This window comes from Acinetobacter sp. WC-323, from assembly GCF_000314615.1.
Classification (GTDB): Bacteria; Pseudomonadota; Gammaproteobacteria; order Pseudomonadales; family Moraxellaceae; genus Acinetobacter; species Acinetobacter courvalinii.
This window is the reverse complement of record NZ_AMZS01000058.1, coordinates 187612-203578: the sequence shown is the minus strand read 5'-3', so window position 1 is coordinate 203578 and position 15967 is coordinate 187612. Positions and strand designations below refer to the sequence as shown.

General features: G+C 43.0%; 12 protein-coding genes. 5 read left to right on the top strand and 7 right to left on the bottom strand.

What is annotated here, in order from left to right:
• The first annotated feature begins 34 nt into the window (after window positions 1-34).
• Window positions 35-385: a lysozyme inhibitor LprI family protein gene (locus tag ACINWC323_RS04785; RefSeq protein WP_032881647.1), complete on the top strand. Its 351-nt coding sequence runs from the start codon at window positions 35-37 to the stop codon at window positions 383-385.
• Window positions 386-500: 115 nt separating this feature from the next.
• Window positions 501-2429 (top strand): molecular chaperone HtpG, encoded by a 1929-nt coding sequence (gene htpG, locus ACINWC323_RS04790; RefSeq protein ID WP_009514228.1) that lies wholly within the window; start codon window positions 501-503, stop codon window positions 2427-2429.
• A gap of 91 nt (window positions 2430-2520) precedes the next feature.
• On the opposite strand, the gene ACINWC323_RS04795 is transcribed toward htpG, so the two are convergent.
• The 4 genes from ACINWC323_RS04795 to ACINWC323_RS04810 form a co-directional block, all read right to left on the bottom strand.
• Window positions 2521-3399: a hypothetical protein gene (locus ACINWC323_RS04795; RefSeq protein ID WP_032881645.1), complete on the bottom strand. Its 879-nt coding sequence runs from the start codon at window positions 3397-3399 to the stop codon at window positions 2521-2523.
• Window positions 3400-3533: 134 nt separating this feature from the next.
• Entirely contained in the window at window positions 3534-4661 is a 1128-nt protein-coding gene (locus ACINWC323_RS04800; protein ID WP_032870527.1) for a hypothetical protein, read from the bottom strand.
• A gap of 208 nt (window positions 4662-4869) precedes the next feature.
• On the bottom strand, window positions 4870-6303 hold the full coding sequence (locus tag ACINWC323_RS04805; RefSeq protein WP_009514269.1) for a hypothetical protein: 1434 nt from the start codon (window positions 6301-6303) through the stop codon (window positions 4870-4872).
• 586 nt (window positions 6304-6889) lie between these two features.
• Window positions 6890-7585, bottom strand: coding sequence for a DsbA family oxidoreductase (locus ACINWC323_RS04810; protein ID WP_009514138.1), 696 nt, complete (start codon window positions 7583-7585; stop codon window positions 6890-6892).
• A 176-nt stretch (window positions 7586-7761) separates the two neighbouring features.
• Between ACINWC323_RS04810 and ACINWC323_RS04815 the strand changes: the two genes are divergently transcribed.
• Together ACINWC323_RS04815 and ACINWC323_RS04820 are read left to right on the top strand one after the other, a co-directional pair.
• Complete coding sequence (locus ACINWC323_RS04815; RefSeq protein WP_009514352.1) at window positions 7762-8511, top strand: hypothetical protein; 750 nt, start codon at window positions 7762-7764, stop codon at window positions 8509-8511.
• 54 nt (window positions 8512-8565) lie between these two features.
• Window positions 8566-10371: an ABC transporter ATP-binding protein gene (locus ACINWC323_RS04820; protein ID WP_009514188.1), complete on the top strand. Its 1806-nt coding sequence runs from the start codon at window positions 8566-8568 to the stop codon at window positions 10369-10371.
• Window positions 10372-10475: 104 nt separating this feature from the next.
• Here the strand turns inward: ACINWC323_RS04820 and ACINWC323_RS04825 are convergent, their stop codons facing one another.
• A complete protein-coding gene (locus ACINWC323_RS04825; protein WP_009514224.1) occupies window positions 10476-11327 on the bottom strand; it encodes a hypothetical protein in 852 nt (283 codons plus the stop codon).
• 252 nt (window positions 11328-11579) lie between these two features.
• Between ACINWC323_RS04825 and ACINWC323_RS04830 the strand changes: the two genes are divergently transcribed.
• On the top strand, window positions 11580-12098 hold the full coding sequence (locus ACINWC323_RS04830; RefSeq protein ID WP_009514146.1) for a hypothetical protein: 519 nt from the start codon (window positions 11580-11582) through the stop codon (window positions 12096-12098).
• A gap of 65 nt (window positions 12099-12163) precedes the next feature.
• On the opposite strand, the gene fadA is transcribed toward ACINWC323_RS04830, so the two are convergent.
• Both fadA and fadB read right to left on the bottom strand, forming a co-directional pair.
• The gene (gene fadA, locus ACINWC323_RS04835; protein WP_009514307.1) at window positions 12164-13336 is read right to left on the bottom strand and encodes an acetyl-CoA C-acyltransferase FadA; all 1173 of its coding nucleotides are present in this window, start codon (window positions 13334-13336) and stop codon (window positions 12164-12166) included.
• 12 nt (window positions 13337-13348) lie between these two features.
• Window positions 13349-15502, bottom strand: coding sequence for a fatty acid oxidation complex subunit alpha FadB (gene fadB / locus ACINWC323_RS04840; RefSeq protein ID WP_009514171.1), 2154 nt, complete (start codon window positions 15500-15502; stop codon window positions 13349-13351).
• Window positions 15503-15967 lie beyond the last annotated feature (465 nt).

Sequence of the window (15967 nt, the reverse complement as noted above, 5' to 3'; positions counted from 1 at the left end):
AAAAAATAATCTTAATAAAAGTGAGACCATCATCATGAAAAAACTAATGACTTCGATTTTATTGTTGATCCCCGTGTTATTTTTATCCCCAGCGCATGCGGCCAGTTACTCCTGTAAGGCAGCCAAGTTGAAAGTCGAACAGCAAATCTGTAATGAACGTAGTTTGAATGATGCCGATGTGAGAATGGCAACGACCTATCAGATTATTTTACATGCCTTGCCAATGGGCGGACGTGATGCTGAAAAAGACAGACAATTTCAGTGGTTAAAACAACGTAACTCATGTGGTGCTAATACGCCGTGTATCAAACATGCTTATGCGCAACGTCAACAGCAGCTTGATCAGCTGTTACAGGAGCGAGTATTGAGTCGAGGTCCGTTCTAATTACCGTTTTGTATATTTTTTGCCTGAAAAATACGCTTCAAGGATTGAAAAATTCAAGATATACACCATTCATAAATCATTCCAAATAGATAAGCCTCACAGAAAGGAGTGATTTATGAGTGAACAAGTCGCACAAAATTATAGTTTCCAAGCTGAAGTTGCTCAGTTATTACATTTAGTGACGCATTCTCTGTATTCCAACCCTGAAATTTTCTTACGTGAATTGATTTCAAATGCGTCTGATGCGTGCGATAAGTTACGTTTCGAAGGGATTAATCATCCTGAATATTATGAAAATGATCCAGACCTGCATGTTCGTGTCACTTTAGATAAAGACAATAAAACCCTCACCATTTCGGATAACGGAATTGGCTTAAGCCAGCAAGAAGCGATTGATAATCTGGGAACCATTGCCAAGTCGGGCACCAAAGACTTTATGTCTAAACTGACCGGCGATCAGAAAGCCGATGCGCAGTTGATTGGTCAGTTCGGTGTTGGTTTCTATTCAGGCTTTATCGTTGCGGACAAGATTACGGTGGAATCACGCCGTGCCGGTTTAGATGCAGCAGAAGGTGTGCGCTGGATTAGCGGCGGCACAGGTGAGTTTGAAGTTCAAAGCATTGATAAGGCCACACGTGGTACAGACATTATCTTGCATTTACGTGATGATGCGCTTGAGTATCTAGAGTCGTGGAAAGTTAAACAAATTATCAATAAATATTCTGACCACATCAGCTTGCCTATCGAAATGCAAAAAGAAATCTGGCAAGAGGACGAAGTCGCTGAAGCTGAAGAAGCTAACGCTACAAGCGGCGGTAAGATGGTCAAGACCGATGAATGGGAAGCGATCAACTCGGCAAGCGCGCTGTGGACGCGGAATAAGAGCGAAATCACTGATGAACAATACATCGAATTTTATAAAAACCTGAGCCACGATTTTGCTGAACCATTGGCATGGGCACATAACCGTGTTGAGGGCAGTACTGAATATACGCAATTATTGTATATCCCAAGTCAGGCCAAACAGGATTTATTCACCCGTGAAGCCAAGGCGGGCATCAAGCTCTATGTAAAACGTGTATTTATTCTGGATGAAGCGGATAACCTGATTCCGAATTACTTACGTTTCGTTCAAGGCGTGGTCGATAGCGCTGATTTACCGCTCAATGTCAGCCGTGAACTGCTACAAGAAAGCCGTGATGTAAAAACCATTCGTGAAGGCAATGCGCGTCGTGTGCTGACTTTACTCGATGGTTTGGCAAAATCGGAAGATGAGAAAGACCAAGAGAAATTCAAGACTTTCTACACTGAATTTGGTTCAGTATTGAAAGAAGGTTTAGGTGAAGATACGGGTAATCGTGAACGTATCTTAAAACTATTACGTTATGCGACTTCAAATAATGATGAGATTTCAACCTCTTTTGCTGACTATAAAGCACGGATGAAAGAAGGTCAGAAGGCGATTTACTACGTCACCGCAGAAAACCTGACTGCAGCCAAGAATTCACCACAACTCGAAGTGTTCAAGAAGAAAGGCATTGAAGTTTTACTCATGGCGGACCGTGTCGATGAGTGGGCCATGAACTTCGTATTTGAGTTTGATGGTACGCCGCTTCAGAACGTATCGAAGGGTGCAGTTGACTTGGGCGACTTGCAAGATGCTGAAGAGAAAAAAGCCTTAGAGCAGGCAGCAGAGCAGTTTAAACCGGTGGTCGAGCGTTTAAGTACCTCGTTAAAAGACAAGACCAAAGAAGTGCGTGTCACGACACGTCTGGTAGACTCACCAGCCTGTCTGGTGACCAGTGAAGGTGAGTTGTCTCCACAATTGATTCGTATGTTGAAACAGGCGGGTCAAGCGGTTCCAGAGATTAAACCGACATTGGAAATTAACCCTGAGCATCCATTGGTGAAAAAACTGGAAAGCTCGGCGCAATTTGATGACCTTGCCAATGTGATCTTTGATCAGGCGGTGATCGCAGAAGGTGGTTTACCAGAAGATCCGGCAGCCTATGTCAAACGCATCAATAGCTTGTTATTAAAATAAGGCATTTGATCAAGAAACCTCTGCTTCGGCAGAGGTTTTTTTATTGCTATGGATAACCTTAAAGTTATCCACAACTGTGGCGATGTTTTCATCAGAACTGTGCTTCAAAGCTCATCTGGTAACTAAAATGATCCTCCTGTCTGGTGGCAGGGACATTTAAATAATTCAGATCATTTTGCATAAAAATCCAGTTGCGCCAGATGGGGCGACGCCAGGAAAAGTAGGGCCCCCATTCGTTAACGCGCAGTTCTTTATTTTCATATTCCCCTGTAGCGAAAATGCCATAACTCAGCTTATCCTGCGACAAGAAATGTAGTTGCTGGAAGGTACGATTACTCCAGCTATAGTCGGTATCCTGAGTTTTAGAGACATTGAACTGGCTTGACAGTTGGTTTTGATGCTGAAGTTTTTGGGTCAGATCAAGATTGGTTTCGGCATAGTTTTTACTGCTGGAGCCATAACGGAAAATTTGCGCCGTATTGAGCTGTAATCCTAAAGGCAAAGCCCAATTCTTTTTGGCGAGAAACTGGATATAGATATCGGTATCAGAATTTGCACCCAGATCAAGATCATTACTAAAAGGTAATAGGCTTGAAATGGTTGACCAGCTTGCACTGAGCGGATTTGCTGTCGCAAGCTTTTGCTGGCTGTGATGTTTGTTGTCTTTACCTAATTTTTTGACTGGTTGAGGCTGTTGAGCCCGTTGCCACAGGGTATCGGTGCCGAAAACCGCCATTAAGTCGTGGGCAAGTTGTGAATCATCGGGAGCAAGCTTATTTTCTTCTGCGCAACTAAAATTGGTTCTCGGTGAGTGGTAGGCTTGGACAAATACTGTATGTCCTGAAACAAAAGGACGGTTAAACGATCTGCTGACAGGTAAAAGTATTGGAAATAAAAGCATCAGCACATCCCCCAGACACAGGTTCCCTACAATCAAAAAATACACAACTACAGCGTATTGATGACGCATGCCATAAACAAGAACAATAAAAAAAGATGACGGTAACAAGCAAAGCTTAAGGATTTATTGAAAGAAATATTATTTTTTCAATAAAAAAAGCCCAAACAACGGAGCATTTGGGCTTTTCGAGGCTGGTGTAAAATTTAGAATAAAGTTTCCAGACGCACAAAGGTACTTACGTAATGGTTACGGTCTTCACGGTGATCATTGAAATAGTTGAGATCACCTTGTACGTAGAACCATTCGCGCCACAGCGGTTGACGCCATGATACGAATGGACCCCAGTTATTTAAACGCAAGTCACTGTTATTGTAATAACCGCCTGTGTAAATGCCGTAATTGAAGGTATTGTGGGCAAAGAACTGGTGTTGACGGAAAATACGGTTATCCCACCATAGATCATCATCCTGCTTATCTGCATAAGTTAAGCTGAATTGATTGGATAAGAAAGGCTGGTTTGGGCGCGCGTGAATCAACTCTAGATTGGTGCGTAAATAGTTTTCACTTTTACTGCCATAGCGATAGATCTGTTCGGCATTAAAACGGAAATCATTGCGTAAATCCCAATGTTTTTCGGCTCTTAAACGCGCATAAATATCCGTGCCTGAGCGCACACCAAGATCGGCATCGGTCTCAAAAGGTAATTTTTTGGAGAAATTTGACCAACGCAAGGCCAGCGAGCCATTACTATCACGGGTCTGTTTGGAGTCAAATTTTTTATCTGGGTCCTGATTGGGCTGATTATTGGTATTGCCAACATTGTTCTTGAATTCATCATCCAAGGTGTCATCACCAAATACCACGCTGACCTTTTTCTCTAAGGTCGGTAATTTAATCTTACCGCGAATACGGGGCTTGACCTCATAATTATCATATTCATTCCAGTAATTATCCAGCATAACCCGGATGGTTGCTGAGGCGGGTTTATCAGGATCGACTTCGCCAAACCAGTCATCAATTTTCACTGAAGTATTATCGGCCCATTCCCGAATACGACGCTGTTTTTTATCAAACCAGGTTTTATCTTCTGTTTCCGCGGTGGGAGGAACATTCACTTGGTCGGACTGCTCGGGAAAAATCGTCGGAGTGGCATCGACCAAACGGGGAATATAGTCCAGCGCATTTTCCGAATTGCTTTGCGAAGTTGTATTCGGCTGCTGATTTTGCGGTGAGGGAGTAGTTTCTGCTTGCGCTACATTGAACGTACCCATCGTCAATGCGAGCAAAGCAAAAACGATACGCGATGGTACCATTTGCTGCAAATTATTCATAATAAAGGCTTATATGTTGTTCTTGGTTTAACTTTTGATGATTTAATGCATAAAATCAAGCGGCTGTCACAAAAAGCAGCAATTTAACTGTACAAAAATGCTAAAGATCATAAGGATTTAGCGTAATAAATAGCCATCATTCCAAGCTTCAGTCGATTTTTGAATAGCTTGAAATGATGGATTAAATGAATGAGCGATTGAAAGGCTTTTAAGAGGATTCGACCGGCATGCTGTTTTCCAGTGCCTGATATAAATCGTGCACCGAAATCGGTTGCGGTAATCGGCTAATCACCTGACGAATCAATTGCCAGGTATAACCATCGCTGCGGTCTAATAATAAATAGGGATAGGCCTGATCTTCACTGGAAAGTTTTACCCGTTCCAAGCCATGAATGACCCGGATTTTCTGACGTTCCCGTAATAAAATCACAGGAGTGAAAAAGGTCGCCGAGGTTTCTTCAAATGGAATGAATTTTTGTGTATTGATAAATGATGCTGGAATATACGGATAAACGCGCTGATCACGTTGCCACACCAAGGTACCATTCATAATGCATTCATTGAACAGGCTTTCGTGCTGATGGTAATGCTGTTTGAAATGGGACCAGCTGGTTTGATGAATCGAGCTGGTGCGGGTATGGCGCTGATCAGTATAGGCTTGCAGAATAGTAATGGCATATTCCACGTTATGGGTTCCCACCAGCACCACATAATGGGAAAACTGCCCTTGTGCATAGAGCTGTTCCGCGACAAAAACCTGCGCAGATTCCCAGATGGGTTGTGCTTCGTTTTCGGCTTTTAAATAGAGCCAGTCAATCTTAATATTCTGGTCAATCTCATTATGCAAGTCGGCCCGATACAATGAGGGGAAGGTTCGTGCATCAATACGTTCCAGACGGCAGATCAGGCCATCCAGATTAAAATCATTCAAGGCTAAAGGCTGTGCTTTATTCAGGTGCGGTGAAGGCTTGGCACTGTGTCTAAAACCGGGTTTGATCCGGTTCTCGGTAGGAACAGGCGCAGCTACGCTTTCTGGCACTGTTCTGATTTTATCTTGAATGATCGCATCGAGCTGGGACTGAAAGTTGGCGCTTTCTTGTTTGAGTCTTGCCAGTGCATCGTTTGAAGCCTGCTGGTCTTGATCCGATACATGTTGATCCAGCGGTTGCAGAACCGGAATCAAATGCTGGAGTTCATGATCGGTTTTGATATATTCATGAGCATGATTTTGCAGCCACTGCAGGGCATCTGTTGATGAGTTTAGCCAAGGGCTTTTGAGAAAGGATAAGGCCGGCCGGATTACCCAGACTTGCCAGAGTTGTGCCTGACGCAACGCTGCCCAGCCCATATCTGCCGAAGCAAATAAGGCATTTTCTACCCGTCCCATGAAGTTATAGGTCCCGCGATAGGTCATGCTAAAACCATAACTGGCTAAATCGTCAGCCGAAAATTCTTCATTCAGAATAAACTGTTTGAATGGCGTTACTTGTTGCTGAAATGCAGGATCGTCGCAAGAGGCGCAAATATCTTTAATCCGTTGTTTGGCTTTTGCAATTTCAAAAAGTGAGGTTTTTTCATTGTTGAGCCCATCGATGAGATGTTGCAGCTCATCCACCAAAAGTGCTTTCTCTAATACGTCCATCTGCTGTTTCCTTAGAGATAGGCTTGAGCCTGTTTTTTAAATAATGAATCAGTGCAAATTTGACCGCTGTTTTAGACCGGCTTTATCAATTATTGTTGCTCAAGTATATGTTTGCCCCTATGACAAGCTGTGAGCTATTTGTCTATTCGACTGGCATTAAAAGCTCGAATAACGCGCGTAACGCTTGAATATACATCACAAAAGATTGTCACTTTATGACGATTATAGAAGAAAACCAGACAAAATCTATAGCTCGAAAATAAGTAGAAAATCACATTCAAACAGTTTAAATCGAGATATGGATCATGGTTTGTCTTTGAAAATAAAAACATTTTAAAACAATAGATCGGATATCTAGATGATAAAGCAAAAAGGTATCTATAAATTTATGGGCGAGTTGTGACCAGACTCACAGAAGCAGCGATGAAAAGTCCAGCAAATAAAAAAGCGGCTTGGTGGCACACTGATATGGTACAGCAATCCAACGCTGATGGGATATAAAAGGGCAGGCGGTCAATAAGGGGGATTATCATTTCAGGAGAAAAAACTGCTTTAATCATGAGATTAAAGCAGCTGAGTGTGATGATTAAGGCTTGATTTCACATTGCTCATCATTACATTGAGCGGTGTCATCCTGCTCAATCTGTTCAGAGGATGTAGATTGCGCCTGTTGCAAGGCTTGCAAGAAAATCTCACGTGGCTGGGCACCAGACAGCGCCAGTTTCTGATCAAACACAAAGAACGGTACGCCAGTGACATTCAACTGTTCACGTGCAATTTTCTCATCATGACGGACAAAATCTGCCAGTTCATCAGAATCCAGAACATACTCGACTTCAGCATTATCCAGACCGATACGTGATGCAATTTCTTCCACCACTTCACGTTCGCCAATGGCCAGACCTTCGGTCATATAGGCATGGAAGAATGCTTCTTCTGCTTCGTTACCCAAGCCTTTACTCTGGGCAAGATGAATAATCCGATGCGCATTGAAGCTGTTGCCGGAGTTGGCTTTTTGCCATTGAAAGTCGATGCCTTCAGCTGCTGCCATCGCTGCAACATTACGCTCCATCTCTTCCATTTCCGCATAACTACGGCCATATTTTTTGGCTAGGCGTTCGGTATTTGAGGTGTCATGCTTGGCTGGTGCATCTGGGTCCAGCTCAAAGCTATGCCAGTGAATTTCCAGCTCGATGCCTGCTTGTTCTGCGACATGTTCAAGACGTTTTTTACCGATATAACAAAAAGGGCAGACCACATCTGACCAAATATCTACACGCATGGCGTATCTCTTCAATTCTCGTTAAACAGATAATAGGGGCGCAACCGATGAATTTAAAGCGATGAATATGTAATGCTGCGTTACGAGAACTGAAATAAAAATCATATAAAGGATTGTCTTTGATCGATTAAACTAAGATTTAGAACATAAAAAAATATAATGAATTTGGAGGCAACATGCGCCGTTTTTTATTATTTGTCCTTGTGGTGGTTCTGGGCATCGGTTCTTTTTTTCTTTATCAGCATCATTTACAGCAACGTGCCGCCAACAACAAACAGATGTTTGAAGTGGTGATGGCAGAGAAAATGCGTACACTTTATGATCAGGCCCAAGACTGGAGCACACCCGTACAACTGGATATTCATGATGATCGGCTGTCTGGCGATTATAAGCTGATGTCAGAATTCCTGCTCAATTACTGGATGCAGAATGTTGAGGCACGCAATCGTTATTTACGTGCGCTCAAAGCTGCGAACTGGGATACCTTCTTGGATGTGGAACGACTGGATCGGGACCGAAAGCAGGATTATAAAGAAACGGAACAGATGCTGGCCGATGTGCGTAAAGCATCTGCTGAATATGAGCAAGCACGACACCAGATTCAGTCCAGTTCCATGCAACAGGCAAAAAGTCTGGCCATTCATAATGAAATGCGACAGTCCTTACAGGCAAAACTGGAAAGTAACCTGAAAGCCGATAAAGCGCATGATATTTTCCCGATCGAACAGCAGATTATTGGAAAAGCACAAGCCATGTTTGACATGCTGAAAAAGCAGCAATGGCAAAGAAAAGACAAAATGATCCTTTTCCGTGAATCCGCGCAGGTGAAAAAGTTTAATACGCTGTATCAGGATGTGCTGAAATTGAATAGCAAAATGGAGAAGATCAAGAGAAATAATGCAGAGGTACTGGAAGAAGAACTGTAATCAATATCGCTGACTCAATACACATTGCACGCATAAAAGGCAGACGTCGAATATATGAATTTATGGCAGTTATTTCATAAAGTAAAACCTTTTGTCCTTCCCTATAAGTGGCTGGTTGCCGTGACCTTGCTGCTAACCCTGATTGGTGCTCTCACTGCACAGGTCAATGCGTTGACCTTGCAATATGCGGTTGACCAGATCAATGCCGTAGTCGAATCAGGACAGGGCTTGAGAGCAGGCTGGCATATTCTGGTCACCATCAGTGTGATTCTGTTGAGTAAAGAGATCATCAATATCTTTATTCAATTTGGGCAAAAGCTTTTTGGCGAGAGACTCCGCATTTTGATTTCGCAGGATGTGGCGCAGTCGATCATCGTGAAATTTTTACAATATCGGCTCGCTTTCTTTACCCAGGATGATAATCAGGCCGGAAAATTACAGACCCGTATTGATCGGGGGATCGGTTCGATCACCCGACTGGTACAGATTTTCTTTATCGAGATTTTCCCGCTGTTTAGTAGTGCCTTGATTGCCTTGGGTTTGATGTTCTATGCCAATGTCTGGATCGGTCTGGTGGCACTGTGTATTGTCCCGATTTATTTCTGGGTCACCTTTAAACAGGCGCAGAAACTCAGTGGCACACGCCGTAATTTACGTGATGGGCGCGAACGTAAAAGTCAGGGTATTTTAAGTATCATTAATTCGATCACCGTGATCAAATCCTTTAACCGTGAACAGATCGAAGCAGAAAAACAGCTGACGCTACAAAAACAGTTAACCGATCACCAGATGCGGACACGGCAGCTCAGTTTCTTGTTCGAGGGCTTAAAAACCTTTATTGAACAGATCGGTGTGGTGTTTATTATCATCCTCACCGCCTATTTTGTGCTGGTCGGTGATATGAGCATCGGCATGATCATGTTTCATATTCTGCTATTCAACAATGTCTCTGCGCCGATCCGGTCCTTGCACCGGATCTATGACGAAGTCAATGACGCGATGATTTATGCAGAAAGCTTTTTCAAGATACTGGAAGCGGATGATGAGGTGGAGACGTCGGGCCAATTAAAACCTTCGCCACTCACCGGCAAATTTGAGCTGAAACAGGTGAATTTTTCTTATCCCAATGGTTTTCATGCTTTGAAGGATATTAACCTGACGATTCAGCCCAACAAGATTACGGCTTTGGTGGGCTTATCGGGAGCGGGGAAATCTACCCTGATCAGTCTATTGGATAAGTTTTATCTGCCGCAGTCGGGTGAAATTCTACTGAATGGCACCTCGTTAAATGATATTGATACCCAATATTTACGGGATCATATTGGTCTGGTATTGCAAAAAAATCATATTTTTCAGGGAACCATTGAGGAAAATATCCGTTATGGCAAGATGAATGCAACACAGGATGAAATTATTGCTGCCGCGAAGAAAGCCTCGATTCATGAGCAGATTCTGAAATTACCGCAGGCCTATCAGTCCGACGCCTTATTGCTTTCAGGTGGACAGCAGCAGCGGATTGCGATTGCCCGCATGTTCCTGAAAAATCCCCCGATTATTTTTCTGGATGAACCAACCGCAAGTCTGGACGCAATCGCAACTGAACAGATCAAACATAGTCTGGATGAGATTAAGCAGGGACGCACCGTGATTATTATTTCCCATAGTCTGTCACAGATTATTGATGCGGATTATACCTATGTGATGCAGGATGGCATGATCGTGGAACATGGTGAGCATCATCAGCTGTACCAGCAACAAGGCGTGTATAAAAACATCTTTGATGCGATGGCCAAGAGCCTGAATATCGAAAAAATTTCCAAGACTTTTGAGGGGGATGATGAGGAGGAAACCCATAGTTAGTGGATTTTCATTCAGTTCGACAAATTCTCAGTTAAATATCCTTGCGACGATTTGCAACAGAGCTAAAGAAATCCCCACAGTTGATGAGGATTTCTTTTAAAATTTTATTTACTTGCGACTTCGAAGAGTGGATTCAAGATTGCTTTCGCTTCAACAGAATGATTTTTCTTGGAGTAAGGTTTGCCCATCAGTAACCCCGCTTTTGTCCACATAATGGTTTTATTGTTTAAATCAACAATGTGTACCACATACTGTTGCCCTTCCTGTGGAATATAGGCCGTTACCAGACCGCTACCAGCACCGACGGTTGCAAGGGTAACGCCTACACTTAAAGCGCCGGCGGCAAATTTCTTACCAAAAGACGCATCCGTACCTGTCACTGATGCAATAAATGCGTAATTGGATTGGGTTAAGTCTTTAATTGTAGTAACGTCTTGATCGCTTAGTTCAAGCAGATTACTCACCGGTTTTTTTTCTTTGGCATTTTTAACAGCCAATGCTACCTGTTTATTAAAGCTTTGTTTAAGATTGAGCAGAGCTTGCTGCTGTTGCTCTGACAAGGTTTTGTTTTCTAAAGAAACAAGTGGATAATTTTTAATTTCAGCACGTTTAGTTTCACTATCTAGGCGATAGTCATATTTCTTCAGTTGCTCTTCAGGCATAAGACCACACACAAAAGGCATGAAAGTATGACTGACTGTTACACCTTGTTCATTGAGCTGGCTGGAGAGCAGGGCTGCAAATTTCTGGGCGGTTAAACGAGACTGTTCACCTTCAATCAGACTGGTGCCCAACTCACTTCGAATTAAACATCCATCCGAGATAACGGCAACCTGATTTGTTTTGATCAGCGTTTGAGTTTGATTGAGTTTATTTCGCTCTTCTGGAGAGATTTTAGTGGTTGCACAGCCTGTGACAGAAAGACCAATTGCCAAACAACAGAGTAATTTTTTCATGTGTACTTTAAGAGGTTGAGTAAATTTTTGTAAAATTATGGATAAATAATGTATTTAAGTAAATAGTTATCATTATTATTTTTTAATAATTTAAATAGGCTTTTATTTCTGATGAAGCAGGGCGGATTTAAATTGAAATTTACCGTTTATCTGACCCTTACTGAATCCATTCTGACTTTGCTGTAGCCTATTTATATCTGCTTTTATTTAACTCACTATTGTCTTATGGATGAGGGATATTTGGAGCAAACGATGAATTTTCAAAAACAAGCAGCTTTAATCTCCCTGTTGATGATTACAGGCATGCCAATGGCTTATGCGCAAGAGGATGAGGTGACGGCATTGCCGACGATTCGGGTCATGGCTGAATCCGAACTGCGTGAAGAAGTTGGTTTCGTGCCTTATCAAGAAGATAAGCAAACTCGCCAAGCACTGCAGCATCGTGTCTATAAAATTCACAATGACATACAGAATGCAGGTGTGACTGCAAGTCCGACTACTGTGAATTATCAGCCTACGACGGCACAGCCGGATCTGTCTCAATATTCTCCGATTTTGCAGCAGTACATATTGGCTGTGGCATCAGGTTTTCAGTCTTCAGACCCGACCAATGGTCTTTTTAAAATGCTGGAGCCTTTGAATATTAACCGAGGTAATATTGACGGTATTCGCAATGGCACGATTAAAATCGATCTAGGCGATATTTTGAAATTGCAGCAACAGATTCGAGATGGATTAAATCCGCCACAGAATCCTTTATTGCCGCGTTAAAAGTTTGTTCCTAGAAATAAAAAATCCCCGCATAGTGCGGGGATTTTCTTTTATCTTAGTGTCGGTTAAACACGTTCGATAATGGTCGCGATACCTTGACCAAGACCGATACACATGGTCGCAAGACCGATTTGTGTATCTTGTTGTTCCATCACGTTCAACAATGTTGTTGTGATACGTGCACCAGAACAGCCCAATGGGTGACCCAATGCAATCGCACCACCATTCAAGTTGATGATGTCTTGCTTGTCATAAACGCCTAAGCCTTTCATCACTGATAAGCCTTGTGCAGCAAACGCTTCGTTTAACTCGATGGTCTGGATATCCGCCATGGTTAAACCAGCACGCTTAAGCGCTTTTTGAGTTGCTGGTACTGGACCGTAACCCATGATCGCAGCATCACAACCCGCAATTGCCATTGAACGAATTACAGCACGTGGTTTTAAACCCAATGCTTGAGCACGTTCAGCAGACATCAATAACATTGCAGATGCGCCGTCGGAAAGAGCAGATGAAGTTGCTGCTGTGACTGAACCACCTTTAGGATCAAACACTGGTTTCAATGCTTGGAATGCTTCAAGGTTGGCATCAGGACGAATCACTTCGTCGATGTCGCAAAGGATTTTGAAGCCATTTGCATCATGACCTTCAACACCAACGATTTCGTTTTTAAAACGACCTTCTTGAGTTGCAGCCCACGCACGACGGTGAGATTCAACACCGAAAGCATCTTGCTCTTCACGAGAGATACCATTCATGCGACCTAACATTTCAGCGGTTAAGCCCATCATGTTCGATGCTTTGGCATAGTGTTTAGATGCTTCTGGGTTAAGGTCGATGCCGTGCATCATACCGACGTGGCCCATGTGCTCTACACCACCGATGATGAAGATATCACCCTGGTTGGTTGCAATCTGTGCAGCAGCCGTGTGGATTGCTTGCATAGAAGAACCACACAGACGGTTAACTGTTTGGCCGCCGGCAGTTTTTGGAATGTCAGCCAATAAACCAATGTTACGAGCAATGTTCATACCTTGCTCTAAAGTCTGGTTGACACAGCCCCAGATTACATCTTCAACTTCATTAGTATCAAACTGGTTACGAGCAACAAGTGCACGTACTAATTCAGCAGATAAACTGTCGGCACGTACATTGCGGAACATACCGTTACGTGATTTGCCCATGGCAGAACGAACGCCATCAACAATCACAACGTCACGTGGATTTAAAGTAGCCATTCACGTCGCTCCTTAACCGTAGAATTTTGTGTTGTTAGCAGCCATGTCACGCAACATTTGTGGCGCTTCATAAGCCTTACCTAAGTGTGCATATTTGTCGCAAAGCGCAACGTATTCAGCAACACCTGTTTGGTCGATGTAACGGCATGGACCACCGCGGAATGGAGGGAAACCAACGCCCATGATCATTGCCATGTCTGCTTCAGAAGCAGTTGCAACGATCTTGTCTTCTAGGCAACGAACAGTTTCGTTACAGAAAGCAAGCATCATACGGTCAATGATTTCCTGGTTATCAAACTCACGTTTTTCACCAGTCACGAATGGTGCAATGATGTCGTATGCTGTTGGATCAACAGTTTTCGCTTTCTTGCCTTTCTTATCTAACACGTATTTGTAGAAACCAACGTCGTTCTTTTGACCAAGACGTTTTGCTTCGTACATTGCTTCGATTGAACCTTTGTAGTCTGGCTTCATACGGTCAGGGAAACCTTCTGCCATCACTTCTGCGCCATGAACACCTGTATCGATACCAACAACGTCGATCAAGTATGCAGGGCCCATTGGCCAGCCGAATTTCGCCATGACATTATCCACTTGCTGGAAATCCGCACCGTCTTTTACAAGCAGGTCGAATGCACCGAAGTACGGGAACAATACACGGTTAACCAAGAAACCTGGGCAGTCGTTAACAACGATTGGGGTTTTACCCATTTTCTGAGCAAGAACAACGGTGGTTGCGATTGCTTCTTCAGAGGTCTTTTCACCACGAATGACTTCTACAAGCGGCATCATGTGTACCGGGTTGAAGAAGTGCATACCTACAAAGTTTTCAGGACGTTGTAAAGCTTTCGCCAAACGTGTGATTGAAATCGTAGACGTGTTAGACGCAATAATCGTGTTTTCACGAACATGCTTTTCAGTATCAGCAAGCACGATTTCTTTGACTTTTGGATTTTCAGTCACCGCTTCGATCACGATATCCACTTCTTTAAACTCGTCATAGCTTAAAGTTGGACGGATGCGAGCCAGTGTTTCACCCATTTGCGCAGGTTTCATTTTCTTGCGTTCAACTTGCTTGGTGAGCAAGCCATTCGCTTCTTTCATACCCAATGCAAGTTGTGGGTTACCAATGTCTTTCATGATGATTGGTGTGCCTTTGCTTGCCGCTTGGTAAGCAATACCACCACCCATGATACCAGCGCCGAGTACAGCGGCTTGGTTCACTGGATGAGCACCTTTCTCATATTTTTTCGCAGTTTTCTTCACCACTTGGTCATTGATGAATAAACCAATCAATGCACCTGCTTGTGGAGTAATCGCAGCTTTTGCAAAACCTTGTGCTTCTGCTTTTAACGCATCATCACGGGTTGAGCTTGCACCTGCTTGTAAAGAATCAAGCAATAATTTTGGCGCAGGGTATTGAGCCGGGTTTGCTTTTGCAAGGACCGCACCTTTCGCCGTATTGAACGCCATCATTTGTTCAAGTGGGTTCAATTTGATTGCATCTAATTTTTCTTGACGCTTTGCTTTCCAGTTTAAACGGCCAGCAATAGCTTGTTTAACTAGATCAACCGCAGCTTCTTGTAATTTGTCAGCAGCAACAACCGCGTCTACAGCACCGTCTTTCAATGCAGCAGCTGGTTTTTTCGGGTTCGCCATTGCCATCCATTCAACGGCATTGTCGATACCAATTAAACGGCTTAAACGTACGCTACCACCGAAACCAGGATAAATACCCAATTTGATTTCTGGTAGGCCAACTTGCGCTTGTTCTGACATCACACGATAGTCACACACCAAGCACATTTCAAAACCGCCACCCAACGCTGTACCATTGATGGCAGCAACTTTAGGTAGATCTAAGTCTTCAAAACTGTTGAAGATTTCATGTACAGGCATAAGCCAATCAACAATCGCTTGCTCACCAGCAGCGAAGTTATCGCCAAACTCAGTAATGTCAGCACCAACGATGAAGGTTGATTTGCCAGAAGTTACGACTAAGCCTTTAATATCGTTATTGGCTTTCACTGCAGCAATTGCTGCTTGGAAGTCTTCGATGGTTGCACGGTTAAACTTGTTAACCGACTCACCTTGTAAGTCAAAGCGGAATTCTGCAATTCCGTCCGCAAGCATTTGGACGGTAATGGCATTGCCAGCGTGGATCATGCCTGATCTCCCTTGTTGTGGAGGATTCTAAGTGGATGTCATAAAGCATATGTGCAGTTTGAGCACATAAAAAAGCTTCGCTAATCTTACGATAACTATATCCAAAAAGGACATAACAAGTTGTATCAAGCCGTGACGCTAGGGTCACCATTTGTTTTTGTTGCCCTATCTTTGAATTTATCTTTTTGAAAAAAATAATTTTTAAGTATTCTTAGTTGTGTTTATTCTGGCTTTTATGAGGCTTTATTTATCCCGTCGAAATGCCTACGTTCTTTAAATATTCAACTGTTTTTAATGCTACGAATCAGACCAGTGAAGCGGGAGTTATCTCTATAAATTTTGACTTTAATCTAAAGATTGAAAATATCAAACAAACATTCTTATTAAACAAATTAGGACATTTTTTGTATAACAGACAGAAAGACTTGTCTATTTTTTTATCTTTAGATAAGCTTCATGTGATAA